17 protein-coding genes are annotated in these 22408 nt (G+C 64.7%); 9 read left to right on the top strand and 8 right to left on the bottom strand.

The genetic code is table 11. From position 1 onward, the window contains the following. Positions 1–64 precede the first annotated feature (64 nt). Together HKW67_RS04155 and HKW67_RS04150 are read left to right on the top strand one after the other, a co-directional pair. Entirely contained in the window at positions 65–1045 is a 981-nt protein-coding gene (locus HKW67_RS04155; RefSeq protein ID WP_171224192.1) for an ABC transporter permease, read from the top strand. After that, the gene (locus HKW67_RS04150; RefSeq protein WP_171224191.1) at positions 1042–1890 is read left to right on the top strand and encodes an ABC transporter permease; all 849 of its coding nucleotides are present in this window, start codon (positions 1042–1044) and stop codon (positions 1888–1890) included. The genes HKW67_RS04155 and HKW67_RS04150 overlap by 4 nt, the downstream gene beginning before the upstream one ends. On the opposite strand, the gene HKW67_RS04145 is transcribed toward HKW67_RS04150, so the two are convergent. Further along, entirely contained in the window at positions 1882–4548 is a 2667-nt protein-coding gene (locus tag HKW67_RS04145) for a glycoside hydrolase family 38 N-terminal domain-containing protein (RefSeq protein ID WP_171224190.1), read from the bottom strand. The genes HKW67_RS04150 and HKW67_RS04145 overlap by 9 nt on opposite strands. A gap of 163 nt (positions 4549–4711) precedes the next feature. Between HKW67_RS04145 and HKW67_RS04140 the strand changes: the two genes are divergently transcribed. Then, positions 4712–5347, top strand: a complete 636-nt coding sequence (locus tag HKW67_RS04140; protein WP_171224189.1) for a VTT domain-containing protein — start codon at positions 4712–4714, stop codon at positions 5345–5347. 78 nt (positions 5348–5425) lie between these two features. Next, a complete protein-coding gene (locus HKW67_RS04135) occupies positions 5426–6025 on the top strand; it encodes a superoxide dismutase (RefSeq protein ID WP_171224188.1) in 600 nt (199 codons plus the stop codon). Here the strand turns inward: HKW67_RS04135 and HKW67_RS04130 are convergent, their stop codons facing one another. The 5 genes from HKW67_RS04130 to HKW67_RS04110 form a co-directional block, all read right to left on the bottom strand. Beyond that, positions 6026–6907: a sulfite exporter TauE/SafE family protein gene (locus HKW67_RS04130; RefSeq protein WP_171224187.1), complete on the bottom strand. Its 882-nt coding sequence runs from the start codon at positions 6905–6907 to the stop codon at positions 6026–6028. Between the two features lie 49 nt (positions 6908–6956). Then, positions 6957–7676, bottom strand: coding sequence for a YIP1 family protein (locus tag HKW67_RS04125; RefSeq protein ID WP_171224186.1), 720 nt, complete (start codon positions 7674–7676; stop codon positions 6957–6959). Then, entirely contained in the window at positions 7673–9631 is a 1959-nt protein-coding gene (gene speA / locus HKW67_RS04120; protein ID WP_171224185.1) for a biosynthetic arginine decarboxylase, read from the bottom strand. Before speA ends, HKW67_RS04125 begins: the two co-directional genes overlap by 4 nt. A 92-nt stretch (positions 9632–9723) precedes the next feature. Continuing rightward, the gene (locus HKW67_RS04115; RefSeq protein ID WP_171224184.1) at positions 9724–10515 is read right to left on the bottom strand and encodes a TIGR00266 family protein; all 792 of its coding nucleotides are present in this window, start codon (positions 10513–10515) and stop codon (positions 9724–9726) included. Beyond that, complete coding sequence (locus tag HKW67_RS04110; protein ID WP_171224183.1) at positions 10515–13526, bottom strand: alpha/beta hydrolase family protein; 3012 nt, start codon at positions 13524–13526, stop codon at positions 10515–10517. The genes HKW67_RS04115 and HKW67_RS04110 overlap by 1 nt, the downstream gene beginning before the upstream one ends. Before the next feature lie 113 nt (positions 13527–13639). On the opposite strand from HKW67_RS04110, the gene HKW67_RS04105 reads away from it, so the two are divergent. From HKW67_RS04105 to HKW67_RS04085, 5 genes are all read left to right on the top strand, one after another. Beyond that, the gene (locus tag HKW67_RS04105) at positions 13640–14230 is read left to right on the top strand and encodes a DUF502 domain-containing protein (protein WP_171224182.1); all 591 of its coding nucleotides are present in this window, start codon (positions 13640–13642) and stop codon (positions 14228–14230) included. A gap of 35 nt (positions 14231–14265) precedes the next feature. Continuing rightward, positions 14266–15555, top strand: coding sequence for a metal-dependent hydrolase family protein (locus tag HKW67_RS04100; protein WP_171224181.1), 1290 nt, complete (start codon positions 14266–14268; stop codon positions 15553–15555). 66 nt (positions 15556–15621) lie between these two features. After that, positions 15622–17256, top strand: a complete 1635-nt coding sequence (locus tag HKW67_RS04095) for a sodium-dependent transporter (protein ID WP_171224180.1) — start codon at positions 15622–15624, stop codon at positions 17254–17256. Then, on the top strand, positions 17256–17420 hold the full coding sequence (locus HKW67_RS04090; protein ID WP_171224179.1) for a hypothetical protein: 165 nt from the start codon (positions 17256–17258) through the stop codon (positions 17418–17420). Before HKW67_RS04095 ends, HKW67_RS04090 begins: the two co-directional genes overlap by 1 nt. A gap of 52 nt (positions 17421–17472) precedes the next feature. Beyond that, complete coding sequence (locus tag HKW67_RS04085) at positions 17473–19887, top strand: FAD-dependent oxidoreductase (RefSeq protein ID WP_171224178.1); 2415 nt, start codon at positions 17473–17475, stop codon at positions 19885–19887. Here HKW67_RS04085 and HKW67_RS04080 read toward each other — a convergent pair. Continuing rightward, complete coding sequence (locus HKW67_RS04080) at positions 19859–20578, bottom strand: hypothetical protein (protein ID WP_171224177.1); 720 nt, start codon at positions 20576–20578, stop codon at positions 19859–19861. The two genes, HKW67_RS04085 and HKW67_RS04080, sit on opposite strands and share 29 nt — an antisense overlap. A 72-nt stretch (positions 20579–20650) precedes the next feature. Then, positions 20651–22405 carry a M3 family oligoendopeptidase gene (locus tag HKW67_RS04075; RefSeq protein WP_171224176.1) on the bottom strand — a complete coding sequence of 585 codons (1755 nt, stop codon included), beginning with the start codon at positions 22403–22405 and terminating at the stop codon, positions 20651–20653. Positions 22406–22408: the final 3 nt, after the last annotated feature.

Below are 22408 nucleotides of genomic sequence, written 5' to 3'. Positions count from 1 at the left end.
TGCCGGCCACAATCCAAGGCCGCGCGCGGGTTGACGTCCTCGCGCCACGAGGCATCATCCTCACGTGCATCGTCTCTCAACACGCGTGCTCGACGCGTTCCTGCTGCTCTGGCTCGTCTCCACCATCACCTTCGCGCTGATCCATCTGGCACCGGGTGATCCGGCGACGTTGTTGATCTCCCCGACGGCGTCCGCCGAAGAGGCGGCCCGACAGCGGACCGCACTGGGGCTCGATGCCCCACTGGCGTTGCAATATGCGCGGTGGATCGGTGGCGTGCTGCGCGGGGAGCTTGGTGAGAGTCTCGTCCGAGCGGAACCGGTCACGCGCGTCATTGCCGACGCGCTGCCGGTGTCGCTCTTCCTCGGTGGCGTGTCGCTCCTGGCCAGCTTCGTACTCGGCACGATGCTGGGCATGCTGCAGGCGTTGCGCACGTCGCAACGGGCGGACCGCGTGATCACGGCCCTCATGACCACGATTTATGCCGCGCCGAGTTTCTGGCTGGCGCTCGCGATGGTGACGCTGTTCACGTCGGGCGTGGTGTGGCTTGGACTTCCGGCGTCGATGCGATTGCCGGCGTTCGGCATGCAAGACCCGGCGGCGGATCCGGCGGCCTTCGGCTGGGCAGACCGCTGGCGGCACGCCGTGCTTCCGCTGCTCGTGCTGTCGTTGCCTGGCGCGGCCGGCGTGTCGCGTTTCGCACGCCGCGCCTTGTTGGAGGCCGCTGGCGCCCCGCACGTGCAAGCCGCCTACGCGCGCGGGCTGACCCGAGGTGAGGTGGAGCGCGCGCACATATTGCGCAACGCGCTGACGCCGTTGGTGGTGCTCTTCGGACTGACGCTGCCCGGCGTGATCGCCGGCTCGGTGTTCGTGGAGCAGGTCTTCGCGTGGCCCGGTCTGGGGCGCGCCATGCTGTCCGCGATCGCGGCGCGTGACTATCCCGTCGTGCTCGGTCTCACGCTGGTGTACGCCGGCGGCGTCGTGTCGGCCAATCTGCTGGCCGACCTGATCCTTTTGCGGCTCGATCCGCGGCGGCGTACGACGTGACGACCAACCGCATCCGGCGCGAGGCCGCGCCGCGTTGGGCCGCGGGCGTGCTGGTCACCATGACGATCGCGGCGGTGCTGGTGCCGGCGTTTGCGTCTGATGGCGCACGCGACATCGGCGACGTGCTGGCGACGCGTCTGGTTGCGCCGTTTTCGCGGGATGGCCACGGCGTGTGGCATTTCCTGGGTACCGATGCGTTCGGCCGCGACCTCGTGGTGCGTCTCTGGACGGGCGCGCGCATCTCACTGGGCGTTGGCGTCGCCGGCTCGGCCCTCAGCGGCGCACTGGGTATCCTGCTCGGCGCGATTGCGGGGTGGCGCGGCGGGATCGTCGATCGGGCGATCGTCGCGCTCGGTGACGCGTTGCTGGCGATCCCCCGCTTGGTGCTGCTGCTGGTGATCGCGTCGCTGTGGGGGCCGGGACTCGGCGTCGTGATTTCCGTACTTGGACTTACCGGATGGATGTCGGTGATGCGACTGGTGCGGGCAGATGTACAAGGCGTTCGCGTCCTCGCTTTCGTCGAGGGGGCGCAGGCGCTCGGTGTACCATCCTGGCGCGTGCTGCGACGCCACGTGCTGCCGAACGCGTTGAGCAGCGCGCTGGTGGCGATCACCCTCGGCGTTGGCAACGCCATCTTGCTCGAAAGCGGCCTGTCGTTTCTTGGACTGGGGATCCAGCCACCGGCGTCGAGCTGGGGCAACATGATCGCGGGCGGACGGGAGTGGCTCCTCGTCGCACCTTGGATCGCCCTGGTGCCGGGCGTGGCGCTGGTAGCTACGGTGGTGGCGTGTACGGTCGTGGGTGATGCCCTCGGCGACCGCGGCGCACGAGGCAACTTACGCTAGCCGCGCGACCGTGAGGTGCAACGTGACGATCTCGCGTGGCCCAGCCGTGAAGGCGACGCGAGCATCCCGCCGCACGGGTGAATCCAGCGGCGTTTCATCGAGTCGACAACGGGTCACCATCCACGGTCCATCGTGAGGAAGCTGCCAGTGCCCCTGCACCACCGCAGCTGAGAGGTTAACGGCACGCAGGATGATGCCGTCGCCGCGCTGCGCGAGCGTGACGGCGGACGCCTCGAGCGCAGCGCCGTGCAACTGCGGCCCGGCGATCTGCGTCGTCGTCGATGCTGGATCGAGATCGCGCCATGTCTCACCGCAGAGCGGGACAAGCAGCGCGTCGGCGGCGCGACTGACCATCCCGAGTCGATCGGCATCATCGGCATGCAGCATGCAACCCACGCGCGCCCGGAAGCGACCGAGACTCTGTGCGTCCGGCGTAGGCGACGGCCATCCGGCGTGACCGGGACGTTCGGGGAGAGCAGCGCGGGAGAGTTCGCCGATGGCACGCAGCAGCGTGATCGACAGCGCGCCGGGCGATGACTCCGCCTCGGCGAGGCCGTCGGCGAAGAGCGTCACGCAATCGCCGAGCTGTGCTTGTGTGACCCAGCGGTGCATCGGCATGGTCGGCACCACCGCCTCACGCGAGTCGACCGGTGCGCGCGCCACGTGGCGTTCAACGGGACCGAACGCGGCGTCGGCTACCGTAACGGGGTCCGAAAAGCCAGTGCGCCACTTCAGCTGTAGCCGGTGATTGCGCCGACGATTCATTCCGCTCACATCGCAGCGAAGCAGATCGGCGGCCGCGTCGAGTATGAGCGTCGTCTGAACACGAATGTCGCGATCGACGGACTCCCACGTGAGCCGCACCGCAGCGCGTAGCGGACCGCGATGTCGCACGACAGTCTCCACGCAGGTCAAGCGCTCCGGCTCACCGCGCAATGACGGCGTGTAACTGTCCCCGAGATCTGCGAAGCTCTCGATCGACAGCGCGCTCTCGAGACGACGTGCGCCTTGCTCGATATCGACGCGCCCATCGCAGACCGTGACGCGAAGGCGCTCGTTGTCGAGCATGACGGCCGTCGCCGATTCGACGATACGAACAGCGGGCACCGTGTTGGGGAGATCGGTGTCAGCCTCGTCGCCCGGTGCCGACGCGAAGACGCGAAGGCCGAGGGCGGGCACTTCGGGTACCCACGCCACGACGCGGTGCACGCGCACCAAATCGTTGTCGGGATAGTGCTGCGGACTCTCGCGTCGTTGATGCCCCACGCGTGCGTCCAGCGGCTGTACCAACACGCCTGACACCTGCGGGGGCGGTGCATCACTCCGCGCATCGACCGGCGCCGCAAGAGTGCTACCCGGACCGACTGCGACGTCGGCGAGCGTTTCGATGAGACGAAGCTCCGCGATTCCACCGCGTGCCGTCGCCGCGCGGTTGCGCACGACGAGCGCCTGCGGCGTATCGAGACTGATGGGTCGCAACCGCGCTGTCACCACGTCGTGCGGCAACGCGAGGTTGAGCGCGGCGCGGCGCAGCTCCCACGCCTGAGACTGTACACTCTCCTGTCGTGCATCCATCGCGCGGGCCACGTGGTCGATCGAGCAGCCGCAGAGCGTGTCGTGCGGATGCGTTTCCAGCAGTTCCTGCCACGCGATGTTCAGCAGCGCGGGTAGTTGCGCGAGTGTCACCGTGCCATCGGACGCAATCCCGCGCGCACGGGCCGTCGCGTGATGCAACCACGACAAGGCCAGCCACGGCTCGACGTCCCGAAGCAATGCACGCTCCAGAAGCGCGTTGCGGCGCTTCTGCTGGGCGCGTGTGCCGAGCGTTCCTCCCAGCGTCCAGGTGTAGCCGTAGGAATCGCGCAGTTCACCCTGCACCACGGGCAGCGCGACGTCGCGGCACGCGGCGACGAAGCGGTCGGCGAACGCCGTCAGTGACGCCCGCTGCACGACGGCGTCTGCTACGGCCGCGTCGCGGAGGGCAGCCACGGCGTCGATGATATCGGGCTGCAGCGCGTGATGATCGGCGCCGTTCAGGAGCAGCAGCACGCCGGTGCGATTGCGCGCCGTGAGGACGGAGTACATGCGTTGCCAACGCGCTGCGGCGGCATCGGCCTCGACCGGGAGCGCACTGCCGTACTCGTAGCCATCGGGCGGCAGATGATGCGTCGCGACCGACGCGCCGTCGGCGGCGTGCCAGCGAAAGGCGTCGGAGGCGGGATGCGCCGCGCCGCCGGCACCGCGCCAGACGATGGCCGTGCCGAACCCATAGCCGGCCGCGATACTCGGCAGTGCAGCCGGGTGCCCGAACGTGTCGGGGCAGTAGAGAACGGGTGGCGGCGCCGCTCCGAGCCCACGCATGACGCGGTGCCCCGCTTCGAGATTACGGAGGATCGCCTCTCCGGACGGGATCAGGTTGTCGGCCAGCACGTACCATGGCCCCGCCTCGAGCGTGCCAGCCTGCAAACGCGCGCCGATCTCAGCTTCCCGCTCGGGGCGCACCGCCAGATAGTCCAGCAGCGTAATGGCCTGCCCGTCGAGCAGAAACGTCTCGCCGGTGTGCTGGCGCCCGAGTACGGCATCGAGCAGCGCCACGAGACGCTGACGGAAACGCGCCGCCGTATGGTACCACTCCCGGTCCCAATGGGTGTGGGACACCACTGACAGGTGGATCGGGGACACGTTCGGCCGCTCGACGGATATGGAGTGCACGGCGGGAAGCTACGTCGCGTAACGGTTGACCGCAGGGGCACCGCCATCGACCTTTCGGCTTCCGAATGACTTACTCCGTTTTCGTTCTCGTCTGTATCCGGATATCTGCTTGGATCTTCTGACCGAGTTCTACCATAGGCTCCGTGACCTCCCTGCATTGGTGCAGTGGGCCGGGTACGTTGGACTGACGATCATCATCTTCGCGGAGACGGGGCTGTTGGTCGGCTTTTTTCTGCCGGGAGATTCCCTACTGGTCACCGCCGGCCTGCTCGCGGCGGACCCGGCCTTCGGGCTGAATGTGTGGCTGCTGGGGTTGATCCTGACCGTGGCCGCGATCGTGGGTGACACCGTGGGCTATCACGTGGGCAAGGCCACGGGACCGCGTATCTTTACCCGCGAGAATTCGCTCTTTTTCAACAAGAGCCACCTACTCAAGGCGCAGGCGTTCTACGAGAAGCACGGCGGCAAGACGATCATCATCGCGCGCTTCATGCCGATCGTGCGGACGTTCGCGCCGGTGGTCGCCGGCGTCGGCCAGATGCGGTACGCGTCGTTTCTTGCGTACAACGTGGTCGGAGGCGTGCTGTGGATCTGGAGCATGCTCATCACGGGCTACGTACTGGCCAAGACGGTGCCTGGGGTGGCACAGCACGTAGAGAAGGTGATTCTGGTCGTGGTGTTCTTGTCGATCTTGCCTGGCATCATTGCCTGGTGGCGCAATCGCGGGGAAAAGGCGAACGCCTGAGGGTGATTGGCCAGAACTACCGCGTCGTAAACGTTCGCAGTCCATTCGTCCTCACGTCACACTGAAGGAGTCGTTGTCATGGCCCACGTTCTTCCGCCGCTTCCCTACGCGCCCGAGGCGCTCGAGCCGCACATCGATGCGCAGACCATGAACATTCATCATGGCAAGCATCATCAGGCGTACGTCACCAACCTGAATGCCGCGATCGAAAAGGCGCCTGAGCTGGCGTCGTGGTCGATCGACGAGCTGTGTAGCAAGATCAACGAAGTGCCTGAGACCGTTCGCACCGCGGTGCGCAACAACGGTGGCGGCCACTGGAATCACTCGCTGTTCTGGCAGACGATGGCGCCGAATGCCGGTGGGGAGCCCACGGGCGCGCTGGCCGAGGCCATCACGAAAGCCTTCGGTTCATTCGCGACGTTCAAGGAGCAGTTTCAGGCCGCCGGCATTGGCCGCTTTGGCTCGGGCTGGGCGTGGCTGGTGTCCACGAACGGCGCACTCTCGATCATGAGCACGCCGAACCAGGACAACCCGCTCATGGAAGGCAAGCACGCGCTGCTGGGCTGCGACGTGTGGGAGCATGCGTACTACCTGAAGTACCAGAACCGTCGCGCCGATTATCTCGCGGCTTACTGGAATGTGGTGAACTGGGCCGAAGTCTCGAAGCGTCTGGGCTGATCAGGTCGTGACCGCGTCCGCCGCTGTGTTGCGGCGGGCGCTCATGATCAACGTGACGGCGGTGTAGGCGACCACGACGGCGACCAACCATCGCATGGCGGTGAGCGGCAGCGACTTCACGATGTAGGCCGCGACCAGCACGGCGGGAACTCCACCAATGATGTTCCCGACGACCGCTTTCGGGTCAACCTTGCCCAAGCGGATGAACCGCGCGCTGGCAAAGGGCATCAGGAACGCGCACGAACCCATCATGATCGGGAAGGCAGCCGTCGGACTCATGCCGAGCGCGCTGACGAGCAACAGGCACGGTCCGTAGAGGCCGATACCGATGGTCATGAGCACGCCAAGCACGAAGTTGCCGAACAGCGCAATGCCGAGCTTCACGCCGGTGACGCCGATCGCGTCACCGCCGCCCGGGATCGCCCCCGCTGCCTGAGCGAAGGTGAGCGCCGCAGCGGCGGCCAGGCACAGTCCCATGCCCAACTGAATGCGCTGGGTGGGCCACTTGGCGACGAGTCCAGCACCAACCCACGAGCCGAACACGGCGGCGATGATCATGCCCACCAACGTGATCGGTTCGACCTCGACCACCTGCGTGTAGACGAACGCCTGCGCCAGCGTGGCGAGCGTGTGCCCCGCGTTCAGCGTACCCGGAATCAACGCATCCTTCACCCACTTGGTGGCGCGATAGATCGTCGTGGTGGTCGCGAACGATCCGATGCCAAGGGTGTCGAGAAAATCGGTGAACACGCCGGTGAGGATGAACCCGGCGGTCGGACGCACGGAGCCGAGCTTCGGCAAGCCTCGCACGAGGGTGACCACGTGATAAATGGCCACGAGCGCGAGGCCCGCAAGCAAGAGGCGCTTGGCGTCGAAGTTCATGTAGAGCGGAGGGAGGTGAAAAACGATGCCCGAAGGCCGGCTGCGAAGACTACGCGAGCAATGCCGGAATGACCGTCAAGGCCACGCCAAGTCCCCAGGCGACGAGCGCCCCGACGAAGCCAGCACTCCGTTCAACGCGACCGATCACGCTAATACCGACGGCAATGATCACCAGCTGCCAGATGTTGAACACGTCAAGGTTCGCCAGCATGGCCATCAGCGCCGGCGAGGTGCTGACCGGATCGACAAAACGGGCGGCACCCAATGCGGCGTCGGAGAACGAACGAATCGACTGGGGATCGGTGATGGCGCCCTGCACTGCCGTGGCGATGAAGCTGAGCACGCGCGGCACCGACGCCAGCGTCGCAATCAGCATGGCCTGACCGTACGAGAACCTAGCCGACGCGATCTTACCACCGATCCACACCAGCAGGCCAGTGAGCACCGCGCCGAGCGGTATGAGCAGCACACCCGTCGCGATGAACCCATAGCCGGCAAACTTCTGTGCAGCCGCTACCGCTTCGGGCGGCATCGGCTTCCCACGAGCGGCCATCTGCTGCATCTGCACATCGAAGTTCGCGTCGACGTACGGCTGAATCAGTCCCTTGGTGGCGAGCACAATGACCAGCGTGACGGCCGTGAGCACCAGGATGTACATCCCGACTCCCTTCGCTCGCGAGCGATCGAACACTTTGGCGGGCGCCCACAGCACTTCCAGCACGTCCTCGAACACACTGCCCTTGGATGTTGCAGCCGAAACGTCGTTCATCGAGCGGCCTCTCCTTCGAGATAGGTGTATCCCTCAAGCCCAGCGACGTAATCCGCGATGAAGGCATTGGCCTCCTCGCGCGTCAGGGATGTCGCGGAATTCACCTTACGACGGAACGTGGCGAGAAGTTGCGACGCCCCGAACTGCACGTAGTTCAGCACCTCGGTGACCGTATCGCCTTCCACCAGGTCGGTGATCTCGTAGGCGCCCTGATCGTTCAGGCGCACGTGCACGGCGTTGGTATCGCCGAAGAGGTTGTGCAGATCGCCGAGGATCTCCTGATACGCGCCGGTCAGGAAAATGCCGAGGATGTAGTCCTCGCCGTCGCGGAACTCGTGGAGCTCGAGGCTGGGACGACCCTTCTTGTCGCCCACAAAGCGGTCGATCTTGCCGTCGGAGTCGCACGTCACGTCCTGCAGCGTCCCGCGCCGCACGGGCTCCTCGTCGAGCCGGTGAATCGGCATGATCGGGAAGAGCTGATCGATGGCCCAGCTGTCGGGCAACGACTGGAATAGCGAGAAATTGCAGAAGTAGCGGTCAACGAGCGCCGACTCGAGTTCCGGAAGGATATCCGCGTACGTGTCCTGGTCGGCCTTGGCGATGCGATAGATCGCGTTCATGGTACCGAGCCACAGGACTTCGGCCTTGGCCAGTCCACGCAGATTCAGCACGCCGCTGTTGAAGTAGTTGCGGGCACGATCCTTGTCGAAGGACGCGTCGTGGAACACTTCAAGCACCTTGCGTGGCTTGGCGCCACGTTCGGTGAGGGTGCGCCAGTCTTCGTACATCTCATGCAGCAACGAATGTTCTTCGTCGTCGAGCACCGGGATCGGCTGCTCGGCCTGCGACTCGACGTCGATGACCTTCACCAGCAACAGCGCATGGTGCGCGGTCAGCGCACGGCCCGACTCGCTGATGATATGCGGCATCGGCAGTTCGGCATCACGGCAGGCCTCAGCGATCGTGTAGATCACGTCGTTGGCGTACTCCTGCAGTGAGTAGTTGACGCTCGCGTTGTTCGTGGAGTTGGTCCCGTCGTAGTCGATGCCGAGTCCGCCGCCGACGTCGACATGCGTGATGTCCACGCCGATGGCCCGCAGCTCGAGATAGAAGCGCGCCACTTCCTGCAGTCCCGACTTGATGAAGCGGATGTCGGTGATCTGACTGCCGAGATGGAAGTGAATCAGCTTCAAGATGTCGAGCTTGCCGAGGGCCTGCAGCTTGTCGATCAGCTTGATCAGTTCGGCCGAGCTGAGTCCGAACTTGCTCTTTTCGCCACCGCTCTGGGCCCAACGGCCGGCGCCTTCGCTGGCCAGCTTGATGCGCACGCCACAGGTGGGCGTGACGCCGAGTTCTTCGGCCACCTCCAGCAACACATCGAGTTCACTGACCTGCTCGAGCACGATGAACACCTTGTGCCCAAGCTTCTGTCCCATGAGGGCCAGTCGCATGAACTCGTGATCCTTGTACCCGTTACAGACGATGAGATGCTCAGTGCTCTCCGATAGGCCAAGCACGGCCTGCAGTTCGGGCTTGGAGCCGCATTCGAGACCGACGCCATGCGTCTTCCCGAATTTGACGATCTCCTCGACCACGTGGCGCTGCTGATTGACCTTGATCGGATACACGGTGGTGTAGCCACCCGAGTACTCGAACTCCTTCATCGCGCCGTCGAATCGCTCGCTCAGCGTTTCGATGCGCGACTTCAGGATATCAGAGAATCGCAGCAACACCGGCAAGGCGATGCCCTGGCCCTCGAGATCATGCGCGAGGTCGCGCAGATCGGCGGTGAGATCCGGCCGGTCCGGATTCGGACGGACGATGACGCGTCCGCGCTCGTTGATGTCGAAGTAGCCGGCGCCCCAGCCCTCTACGTTGTAGAGAGCGCGCGCCGATTCGATGGACCAGGCAGCCGGAGTCGGCGCCTCGGTGGTGGGCTGAGTACGAGTGGCCATAAGGGTGCAAAGCTAGAGGGTTCGCGGCGGCGGAGGGAGCCGCCGCCGCGAATTCATTCGTCGCCGGCCGCGGCGACCACCCTGGCGAGCGACTAGTTGTCGCCGTCGAGGAGACCGCCGAGCCCGCCGAGGATCGAGCCTTCGCCGACGCGCTTACCGCCGGCACGCGGCGCCGCCGCGATAATGCGGTCCGCCAAGCGAGAGAAGGGCAACGTCTGCAGAATGACGCGACCTGGCCCGGTGAGTTGGACGAAGAACAATCCTTCGCCACCGAACAATGCCGTTTTAATGCCAGGTACGCGCTGGATGTCGTAATCCACCGTCGGCTGGAATGCCACGAGGCAGCCGGTATCCACGCGCAGCTTCTCGCCCGGCGCCAGATCGATCGCGTGCAACGTCCCCGACGCGTGCAGGAAGGCGAGTCCATCGCCCTGCAGCTTCTGGAGGATGAAGCCTTCCCCGCCGAAGAAGCCAGCGCCGATCTTGCGCGTGAACGCGACGGAAATGTCGATGCCGCGCGCGGCGCAGAGGAAGCTGTCCTTTTGCGCGAGGACCGTGCCGCCCCAGTCACGGAGGTTGAGCGGCACGATCTTTCCCGGGAATGGCGCCGCGAACGCCACGTCGGCGCGCCGCGCGCCGCTGTTGCCGAACAACGTCACGAAAAACGAGTCACCGGAGAGCACACGCTTGCCGGCGCCGACCAATTTGTCGAACAGCCCGCCGCCCTTCGAATTGGGATCGAGGGTGGTCGCCATCGTGATGCCCTCGCGCATGAACATCATCCCGCCGGCCTCGGCGAAGACCGCTTCGCCGGGGTCGAGCGTGATGATCACCGCCTGCAGGTCGTCGCCGATGATCTGGTAATCGATTTCGTCCGCTGCCATCACTTTCCTCCGTTGGGGCGAACCGGCGTCGCGCCGCCCGCCGTCGTGTTGGTCATCTTCACCTGATCGCGTCCCTTTTCAAGGAACGGGATTCCGCGCACCATCCACGACGGGGCATCGGCCCCCTGAAGTTTCACGGCGAAGAACTCGATCATCTTCTTATCGATGTCCTTCTGGTTGGCCCGCTTGGTCGGATTGTGCTCATCGCCGTTGTACACGACCATGTACGCCTCCTTCTGCAGGCGACGCATGGCGACGTAGAACTCGATCCCCTGATACCAAGGCACGGAGCCATCGTTGTCGTTGGCCATGAACAGCACCGGCGTGGTCACGCGATCGAGCTTGAACAGCGGCGAGTTCTCCACGAAGCGCTCCGGGTATTGCCAGAGCGACCCACCGATGCGGCTCTGCGTGTGCTCGTACTGAAATGCACGGGCCAGTCCGGACTGCCAGCGGATGCCGCCGTAGGCGCTGGTCATGTTCACCACGGTCGCATTGGGCACGGCAGCGGCGAACATGTTGGTCACCGTGATGAGATACGCCGACTGGTAACCGCCCCACGACTGTCCGGTGATACCAACACGCTTGGGATCGACGAAGCCCTTGGCGATCAGGGCCTGTACACCGGGAATGATCGACTTGGCGGCGCTCGGTCCCGGCTGCCCATCGGTGTAGATGATATCGGGCTGGAACACGATGTACCCGAGGCTGTTGTACACCAACGGATTGACCGTATTCCGTCCCGACGGCGCAACGTAGTTGTGCAACCCGTCGGTGAGCTTCTCGTAGAAATACACGATCATCGGGTACTGCTTCGACGGATCGAAGTTCTCGGGCTTGTGCAGCAGACCACGCAGCGGAATGCCGTCGCCGTTGAGCCACGACACCAACTCCACCGTCCCGCGCGGATATTGCGAGTCCTGCGGATTGGCATTGGAGATCTTCACGGTGCTCGCGATCGTCGTGCCGGTGTAGAGGTCCGGAAAATCGCGATAGGTGCTCTGCGTGAGAAGATACTGCTCGGCGTTCCGCGCCTTCTGCAATCCGTTCAAGTTGCGGTCGGCCATCACGATCTTCTCGGGCTTTCCATCGACGCCGATGCGATCGCGCCAGAAGCCGGAGGCCTTCGTGAGCGAATCGACGGCGCGCAGCAGCATCGGCGTGTTCGTGTCGAGGAACGGATCTTCGCGATCGAGGTCGACGACGCGGAACGTCACGCCGGCACGACGCCCTTCTCCATCGGTAAGGTTCTTGGCGGCTACGACGCCAGCGGGGTCGACTTCCCAGATGTCGAAGCGGTCGTAGACCAGCACGCGCTTGTCGGCGGTGCTCCAACCACCGAGTCCGTAGGGCGGCGGCACATCGGGCGAATCGAATTCTTCGTCCTGGAACTTCACCGGTAGCTTGTCCGTGAGGATGGACTTCTTGCCGGTGGCCACGGCGTAGGACACCCACTGTCCCTTCTCGAACCACGTGACGTAGTTGCCGCCGGGTGAAAGCTGCGCGTTGCCGTCGAGTCCTTTGGCGATGAGCGTGCGCGCGCCCGTGATCGGATCGATCAGATAGGCGTCGCTGGCGCCCTCTCCCCAGAACTGCGGAATCGCGTACTCCACCGCGTTGACGCCGAGCACGCGACGTCCGTCATTGCTCACCGTGACGCGGAGGCTGTCATTGGCGAGCTGCGTCCACTTGCCGCTGGCGATGGTGTAGAGCGCGGTGTACGTGCGGTTGCGATCACGATTCGCCGTGACTCTCTGTTGCGGCTGGATCTGTGTGTCCTTCCAGTGCCACAGGTCGTAGCCAGCCTTGTCGACCAGCGAATCGGCAGGGATCGAGTCCATCGGCACGTTGCCAAGGGAGAAGATCACGCCGTTGCCTTCACGCGTGAAGCTCACGGCGCCACGCTCGGCGATCAGCAGGCCCGCGTGTGCGTCCGAAGCGGCGACGATCTTACGCGCGGCGACCGGCTTGCCCTTCACCGGCATGAGCGAGGCATGATACACCGCCATCTTCGGCTTCGGCGTGGAATCGCCGACATCGGAAATCAGCGCAACCTGTGTGCCCTTCCGGTCGAATGTCATCCCGCGATAGGTGGCCTGCCCCGTGAGGAGCGGCGTCACCGCGCCCGACGCCAGCGCGCGAACGAAGGCACCATTGCCGGCACCGTCGCGCGTGGTCACAGTGTACCCGAGCCACTGCTCATCATCATCGAACGTGAATGCCGTCACGCCTTCGATGCGCTGCTCGGTGCCCGCCGCGAGATCACGCAGCACGAGCGTGACACCGTTCTCCCGACGCGGTGCCACCGGAGCGACGGGCGCGGACGGCGGCGCGCCTGCGCCGTTGCGCGGCGCCGACGTAGTGTCTTCCAACAGATAGGCCAGGAAACGGCCACCGTTACGAGCCAACCGATAGGAACGCACGGCGCCGACACGCGTCAGGGTGCCGTCGGCCAGGTTCATGATGCCGAGCCCGTTCCGCGGCGCCGGCGTCCCGCGGCGGACGCGCGCCCGTTCCACGTCGGCACGCGACGGATAGATCGTGAAGGCGACGAACTTGCCGTCGGCGCTGAACTGCGCGGGCTGGGCCGAGAACTGTGCGGCCGAATCGGCGGCGGGCTGCAGCTGCGGCCGGCCGGTGAATCCGCGCGGTGCACGATACTCGGTGGCGGCAACGGTGGCGCGCACCACGAGTTCGCCTTCGCCCACGACGGGACTGAGCGTATATGCCGCCCACTTGCCGTCGTTCGAGAGCGACGACCCGGAGATGGTACGCCATTCGTCGTAGGTGTCCTGCGTGATCGGCTTCTTGCCAGCCGGGAGGGGCGGCGGCGTCCAGCGCGACACGCTGGTGTACGGATTGGCCGGCACCGGCGCCTGGCCCGAAGTCGCCGACTGCGCTTCGAGTACCGACGCGCCAACGAGGCCGGCGACGATGGCGGTCGCCAAGGCTGCACGCGACGTGCGGTGCGTCGTACCGCGGGACGAATGAATCACTGGCGATCGCATCATCTGGGGGGCGAGACGTGAGACGGGCTGGTCGTTCGGGGCACGGAGCCCCAACTTGGGCCAGCACCTGTTGGGGAAAAGCTTAACGGCGCGGCTCTGACCGCGTGAGGAATTCGATGAGACGGTTGCTCGGCTACTTTGCCCGTGGACTTGTGCTGCTGGCCCCTCTGGTCGTGACGGTCTGGGTCTGCTGGCTGGTGTTCACGAACGTGGACGGCTGGCTTGGCTTGCCCATTCCGGGCGCTGGATTTGTGGCGACGATCGTGCTGATCACCGTGGTCGGGTTCCTCGGGTCCAACCTGCTTACGCGATCGGCCGTGAACCTGCTGGAGGGGCTCATGGGGCGCCTGCCCTTCGTGCGCCTGCTCTACGGGTCAACGAAGGACCTGTTGAACGCGTTCGTGGGCGAGAAGCGCCGCTTCGACAAGCCGGTCTCGCTGGACCTCGCGCCTGATGGCGGTGTGCGGTTAGTAGGATTCGTGACGCAGGAGTCGTTGGCACACCTCGGCATGTCGGAGTACGTGGCCGTGTACTGCCCGCACTCGTACAATTTTTCCGGCCAATTGCATCTCGTGCTGGCGACGCGGGTGCGCGCACTCGACGTGGCGAGCGCCGATGCAATGGCTTTCGTGGTGTCCGGCGGCGTGTCCGGACTCGTCCCCGCGGCCCTTTCCACCGGCGAATACGCCACTGTCCGGACTTCTTGATGCGTCACCGAAATCGCGCAACGCGGGCAACGCTGATGCTCGCGTCGACCCTGAGCGCCCTTACCCTGTCCGCCCACCGGGCGGGTGCACAGCCGGCGTCCGCACCGGCCCCGCCGGCAAGACCGATCCTTCTCGTCCCTGACGGGGTGTTCGATGGCGCGAGCGACGCTGTCCAGCGCGGTTGGGTGGTCCTCGTGCGCGGCGCCCGGATCGCGGCCGTAGGCCCGGCGGCGAGTGTCTCGGTACCGGCCGATGTCGAGCGCATTCCGTTGGCGGGCACCACGCTGATGCCGGGGATGAGCGATCTCCACAGTCATGTCCTGCTCCACCCCTACGACGAAACGCCCTGGAATGATCAGGTGTTGCGGGAGTCGCTGGCCTTGCGCACCGCACGCGCGGTCAATCATCTCAAGGCCACGCTCGACGCGGGCTTCACGGTGCTACGCGATCTCGGCACCGAAGGCGCCGAGTATGCCGATGTGGGACTGAAGGAGGCGGTGGATCAGGGCATCATTCCCGGACCGCGCCTTTTCGTGACGACAAAGGCGATTGTGGCGACGGGCTCGTACGGACCCAAAGGATTCGGCGTCGAGATCGGCGTGCCGCAGGGCGCCGAAGAGGCCGATGGTATCGACGGCGTGACGCGTGTCGTACGCGATCAGATCGGCCACGGTGCGGACTGGATCAAGATCTACGCCGACTATCGGTGGGGACCGCGCGGCGAGGCACGCCCCACGTTCACCAACGAAGAGTGGGCTGCCATCGTGCGCACGTCGATGTCGAGCGGACGTCCGGTCGTGGCGCACGCCAGCACGGTGGAAGGCATGACCCGCGCCATTATGGCGGGCGTGGAAGACATCGAGCACGGCGACATGGCGACTCCCGAAGTGTTCGCACTCATGAAGCAACGCAATGTCGCGTTCTGCCCCACGCTGTCGGCCACGGAAAGCACGACGCGCTATCGCGGGTGGAAGAAGGGCGTGGATCCGGATCCCGCCGGCATCGTACAGAAGAAGGCGATGTTCAAAGCCGCCCTGGCGTCGGGCGTAACGATCTGCAACGGCAGTGACGTCGGCGTCTTCTCGCATGGCACGAACGCGCTCGAGCTCGAGCTCATGGTGGAGTACGGCATGTCTCCGCTGGCCGCGCTCAAGGCCGCGACGAGTGTGAACGCCCGCATTATGCATCGTGAAAACGACTTCGGCCGTGTGGCGCCGGGACTGCTGGCCGACCTCATTGCCGTAACCGGCGACCCCAGCAAGAACATCCAGGCGCTCCGTGCGGTGCAGCTTGTCATGAAGAACGGAGTCGTCGTTCGTCGCTAAGCTTCCCGGGACCGCGCGAACCGCTTTCGTGTTGTCCGCATCCCTTCCCTCCCGCTCGGAGCTCGCTTGTCGTCATCCAACTCCGGCTCGAACGAAGCCTGGGGCAGTCGTATCGGTCTCATTCTCGCCATGGCGGGTAATGCGGTCGGCCTCGGCAACTTCCTGCGCTTTCCGCGTCAGGCTGCCGCCAATGGCGGCGGTTCGTACATGATCGCGTACTTCATCGCGTTGCTGCTGCTTGGCATCCCGCTCATGTGGATCGAGTGGGGCGTTGGGCGGAATGGCGGACGGTACCGCAAGGGTCATCTACCTGGCATGTTCGCCGCGCTGTGGAAACATCCAGCGGCAAAGTACGTGGGCGTCGTGGGCATGGTCGTGCCGCTCGGCGTCATGATCTATTACACGTACATCGAAAGTTGGACACTGGCGTTCGCCATCTTCTCGGCAACGAAAGACTATTGGGGGATCACTTCGCAGGAAGGCATGATCGGCTACCTGCGCTCGTTCCAAGGGCTTACGCCGGCGGGCGGCACGGAGTATCACGCGTCGTATACGCCGTACGCGTTTTTCGCGTTCACGATGCTGATCAACATCTACGTCCTGTCGAAGGGCATCTCGGGCGGGATCGAGAAGCTGGCTAAGATCGGCATGCCGATATTGTTTCTGTTTGCGATCGTGTTGGCGGGCGTGGTGTTGACGTTGCCGGCGCAGCCCGGAGTCGGTGCCACACCGGCGCAAGGCCTCGAGTTCATCTATGCGCCGGACTTCTCGCGCCTCGGTTCGCCGGGCATCTGGCTGGCCGCCGCGGGACAGATTTTCTTCACCCTGTCAGTGGGTATGGGTTCGCTGCAGGCGTACGCGTCGTATCTCTCGACCAAGGATGACATCGCGCTGAACGGTATTGCGACTGCGGCAACGAATGAGACGGCAGAAGTCGTGCTGGGCGGTTCGATCGCGATTCCCGCGGCCGTGACGTTCTTCGGTGTGGCGGGTGCGATGCAGATCGCGCAGGGCGGTTCGTTCGACCTCGGCTTCGCCACGATGCCGGTGGTGTTTCAGCAGATCGACAAGACACTCCCGATCGGCAATCTGCTCGGCGTGATGTGGTTCGGACTGCTGTTCTTCGCCGGCATCACGTCGTCGGTGTCGATGCTGACACCAATCACGGCCTTCTTCCGCGAAGAGTTCGGCATCGCGCGCGAGAAGGTGGCATGGACCCTTGGTGCCATTTGCTTCTGCATCGGTATGCTGCACGTGCACTGGCTCGGGCACGGCTTCCTGGACGAGTGGGACTACTGGGTCGGTACGTTCGGCTTGGTGCTTGTGGCCATCACCGAAGTCATCATCTTCGTGTGGATATTCAAGCCCGAAAACGCGTGGAAATCGATCCACATGGGCGCGGATATCAACATCCCGAAGATCTTCAAGTTCATCATGACCTACGTGACGCCGATTTACCTGCTCGTCATTCTTACGTGGTGGGGGAAGGACGAGGCGCTGCCGATCTTGTTGAACCAGCGCTCGGCGGGTAGTTCGAGCCCGGTCTCGGACGTCGACATGCCGTACATCACGATCTCGCGTGGCATCCTGGTGCTCTTCGTGATCGTCTTCCTGTTCTTCATCCGCACGGCGTGGAAGAAGAACGGCTACGACGACCGCAAGGGCTTCGTCGAGATCGACACCAACCGAGCGGAGTCCTGATGTCTGTTGGAGCCATTGCCTTTATGGCGGTCAGCTGGACCTTCGTGCTCGGCCTGACGGCCTGGTCGTTCGCGAAGTTGTTGACGGACCAGAAGCACTTCGATCCGGATGGCATCGGACCCGAATCCCCGCCTGAGCCGCCGCACGCTAAGAAGCGAGGATAGGCGGCACCAGCTGTTTGTTGGCACGAGATCGGGTCGGAGCGCGTTGTTCAGCGTGCTCCGACCCGACTCTTTTCCCAGCCACCTCGCCGAGCGGATTACCGACCACTCGGCTCCCTCTGCCTCCGCCTCCAGCGGTCGCTTCGTGATCTACTGGATGCGCACGGCCGTGCGCGCCCACGAGAACCCGGCGCTGGATGTCGCGCTGGCCGCCGGCCAACAACTCGGCGTGCCGGTCTTCGTGTATCACGCGCTCTCGGAGAAGTATCCTTACGCGTCGGACCGACACCATACGTTCATTCTCGAAGGTGCGCGTGACGTCGAGGCGGAGTGTGCGGCACGCGATATCGGCTACGCCTTTCACCTGGAACGCCCCGGACATCGGGGGCCGGCCCTCCGCACATTGGCCGCTCGCGCTGCGCTGGTGGTGACGGAGACGTTGCCGGTGGCTCCCTTGGACTGGCTCACCGATGCGCTCGCCGAGGCCACGACGTGTCCGGTGTGGAGCGTAGATACGGCCTGCGTGGTACCAATGCCGCTCGTGGGCAAAGCGCACACGCGCGCGTTTGCGTTTCGCGACGCGACCGCGGCACTGCGCACGGCACGGGTATCCGCCGACTGGACCGATGTGACTCCGCACACGCCCGCGTTCGTACCGGACGACCTGCCCTTCGAGCCACTCCGATTGGCCGACGCCGACATCGCCGCCATGGTTGCGCACTGCGAGATCGACCACGGCATCGGGCCGGTGCCGCATACGGCGGGTGGCACCGAGGCCGGCTACGCGCGCTGGCGTGAGTTCGTGCGCACGGGTCGTCTCGACCGCTACGCGGCCAAGCGCAACGACGCCAGCATCGACGGCGTGAGTCGCATGTCGGCGTACTTCCACTACGGCATGGTGTCCACGTTCCGCATCGTGCGGGAGTGTGCCGCGCGTGGGGGGCAAGGAGCCGACAAGTACCTCGATGAGCTGCTCGTGTGGCGCGAACTCGCCTACGCCTTCTGCTATTGGCACGATGCACCGGATACGCTCGACGCCGTTCCCGCCTGGGCGCGGGAGACGCTGGCACGACACGAGCCGGACACCCGCACGCGGCACTCGTGGGAGACGCTTGCGCGCAGCTGCACAGGCGACGAGTTGTGGGACACGGCACAGCAATCGCTACGCGTCCACGGCGAGTTGCACAACAACGTGCGTATGACGTGGGGCAAGGCGATTCCGATGTGGTCGTCAAATGCGTCGGAGTCGCTGGAACGCCTGATCGATCTGAACCATCGCTATGCGCTGGACGGGCGCGATCCTGCCAGTTACGGCGGACTGCTCTGGTGCCTTGGACAATTCGACCGACCGTTCTCGCCTGAAGTCGCGGTGCTTGGCACGGTTCGACCGCGGCGATCGGACGAGCACCAGCAGCGCATGAGCTTTCCGGCGTATCGTGCACACGTGAGCCGGTCGGCTGGCCTGTCACCACGCGTCACGGTGATCGGCGCGGGCATCTCCGGGCTCGCTTGTGCGCGCACGTTGCATGATCACGGCATCGCCGTGACCGTGCTGGATAAGAGTCGGGGCGTGGGCGGGCGGATGAGTACGCGGCGCGAAGGAACTTGGCAGTTCGACCACGGTGCGCCATCCATCCGACTCGACGATTCTCGACTGTTGCGCTTCGTGGAGTCATGGATCGAGGACGACGTGCTGCGTGAGGTCGCTGCGGGAGCGCTGGTCGGGGTGCGCGGAATGAATGCGTTGGCCAAGCATCTGGCGCGCGATCTGCACGTCCGTACCGGCGTGCACGTGGCGTCGATGTCCCGTGCGGGCTCAGGATGGGCCATCGCCGACCGCGAAGGGGGCCAGCACGACGCTGACATCGTCTTGGTGGCGACGCCGGCACCGCAAGCGGCCGCACTGCTGAGTACCGTCGAGCACGCGAACGGAGCCATGGGGGCACTCGCCGCGTCTCTCGCCAGCGTGAGCATGCTCCCCTGCTGGAGCACCATGGTGGTATTCGATGGGCCACCGCCCACGATCGTGAGCGAAGCACTCGTGGGTGGCGAACTGCGCACGGACTCGCCCGTCGTGCACCGCGCGTGGCGTCAGTCGTCGCGTCCAGGGCGAAGCAGCGACGAAGCCTGGGTAGTGCACAGCGAAGGCAACTGGAGTGCCGAGAACGTGGAGGCCGAACCGGCGGTTGTCGCGACACTCGTCGCGGACGCGTTACTCGCGCAATTGCAGATTGCGGGGACCGTACGTCATGCCGCGGCGCACCGCTGGCGCTACGCGCGCGTACAAACCGGACTCGACGACCTCTGTCTGTTCGACGCCGCGAACGGCATCGGCGCGTGCGGGGATTGGGGCGCCGCCGGCGCCACAACACGCTCTCACCCGTCGGTGGAGCGCGCGTGGCTAAGCGGAATTGCGCTGGCGGGGCGTGTGCTCGGTCGCGCTACTTCGCGATCCCGTCCGGTGCCTTGAACAGCGTCGGATCCGGGGGCGTGAAGGACACTTCGGTGGTGGTGAGAATCACGTCGCCCTGAGGCGTGGACTGCACGACCTTGGTCGGAATCTGCTTGCCTTCGAACGCCTTGTAGTCGCGGAACATCGACTTCTGCTCACCCATAGGCGTCTTCGTGACCGCACCGCGGCGAAGACCGGTCGCCACCTCGAAATACTCGGTGCGCTCTTCGCCCAGTTTCGACGTGATCGAAAGCTTGTAGCATTCGACGCCGTCGAACACTTCCTTGGCGTCGACCGACGCTTTCGCGAAACGGCTGACATCAAGGAACGCCGCCCCCACCTGAATGGACTCGCCGAGTGACTTCTCCTGTTCGGCGGGCATACGCTGCGCCTGGCCCATGGGCTGCACCGCCCAGCCGATGGTGCCGTCGAAGCCCTGATCGACCTTGGCCATACCGAGATCGATGATCATGCGCATCTTGTTGGGCGCACCACTGTACCGTTCGTAGGTGCCGGAGATGCCGGCGAACGTGATGTCGGCCGTGCCCTTGTCGCTACGGCCCTGCACCTTCGTCCATGCCTCGCGACCACCGACGGCCGTCGCGAACTTGTCGAACACCTGCTGAACCGTAGGCAGCTGCGCCTCGGCGCGCGCGGACACCGCGCTGAGGACCAGTGCCGCCACGCCGATGTGTCGTGCGAATCGCATTGAAGCTCCGAGAGTGAAGGTCATGTCTCGGATACGACTATCAGCTACAAAAGTTTCGTGGAGCCAGCCTGATCAGACAGGCACCACCCCACGAAACGGAGCATCGGCACCAGCCCGCAATGCGGCGATTCGCTCCTCAGCAAAGGCCACAAGTTCTGCCATCGTTTCGGCATCGAATACGAGCTTCACGCCGGCCGCGGCGTAGAGCTCGGGCAGTGGTCGCGTGCCGCCGAGCTTGAGGAAACGCTTGTACGCCGCCACGGCATCACCGGCGTCGGCCACGGCGTTGCGGAACACCTGAAGCGCACCGAGCTGGGCCAGCCCGTACTCGATGTAGTAGAACGGCAGCTCGAAGATGTGGAGCTGACGATACCAACGACCCACACGTTCACGCTCCAGGCCAGACCACTCCACCCCCGATTCGAACTCCTTGCGGATCTCTAGCCACTTCGCGTCGCGCGCGTCGCGGTCGGCACCCGCCGGGTCGGTGTAGATCCACGCCTGAAAGGCGTCGACGCTCGCGATGTGTACCAGACTTCCCAGCACATCTTCGAGATGCTCCAGCCACGCCACTCGCGCCTGATCTGGCGTGTAGTACCCATCGGGTGCCACGAAGTAGGGCATGGCCAGCAGCTCCATACTCATCGACGCGAGCTCGGCGGCCTCGTGTCCAGTACGCCGCTGCCACGTGAACGGCAACGAGTGCGTGGCGAAGTCGTGGAAGCAATGTCCGGCTTCATGCACGAGCGTCTGGACGTCGTCGGGCACGCCAACGGCATTCATGAAGATGAAGGGGCGACCGCGGAACGAGAGATCGGTGCAGTAGCCACCCGGTGCTTTGCCGGGCCGACTCTCAAGATCGAGGAGTTGCTCATCGGCCATGATCCGGAACTGGGTCCCGAGTTCGGGATCGACGCGATGAAAAATAGTCTTGGCTCGATCGATGAACGTTTCGACGTCACCGAATGGCTTGAGCGGCTCGTCGGCATTGAGGTCGACGGTGACATCCCACGGCCGTAGCACGTCGACGCCGAGCGATGCGCGACGATGTTCCATCAGGCGCGCGACGGCCGGTGTGACGGTCTTCTTCACCGCGTCGTGGAAGCGAGCGGTGTCTTCGGGCGTGTAGTCAAAGCGATGCTTGGCAGCGAAGCAGTATCGCTGATAGTCGGCGAATCCGGCCTCTTTGGCGACGGCATCGCGCAGCACATACATGTTGTCGAACAGATCGGCGAATTCGTCGCGCTTGACCATGTACGCCTCAGCGCCGAGGCGAAACGCTCGTTCACGCTCCTCGCGATCGGCCGACTTGAGAAATGGCTGCAGCTGCGGAATCGTTTTCGGCGTGCCGTCCCAGTCGACGCTCAAGCCTCCAGTGATCTTTTGGTAGCCAGCGGACAGTTCCTCGATCTGCGAGAACCGCGCGACATTGGCTTCGCGGAAAATCTCGATGTCCGTGCGGAAGCGCCGAATCGTGGTTGCCAAATCGTCTCGCGACCAACCGAGATCGAGCAGCCGCTTGGCGAGGCGCACCCCCTGCTCTTCCAGCTTCGGGAAGATCTCCATGGAGAACCGCAGATACGCCGTCTCGGCGGCGGTGTCGGCGGTGTTCCCCGTATACGCAATCATCGCGAGCGTGCCGGCCTCGCCAACCAGCGTATCGAGGCGCGACCACGTGCTCAGCCACGACTCGACGACGGGCGTCGTTGCGTCGACGTGGATCGTGGCCAGCTGCTCGTAATACGGCAGGATGTCGTCCCACGCAGCGTCGCGGAAAGCCTCCGGAGAGGCCGGGAGTTCGATCATGATGTTGGAGTTGGGTCGCATGAA

The sequence above is a fragment of the Gemmatimonas groenlandica genome (assembly GCF_013004105.1).
Taxonomy (GTDB): Bacteria; Gemmatimonadota; Gemmatimonadetes; order Gemmatimonadales; family Gemmatimonadaceae; genus Gemmatimonas; species Gemmatimonas groenlandica.
Note: the sequence above shows the minus strand (reverse complement) of the source record. Positions and strands in the feature narration are given on the sequence as shown.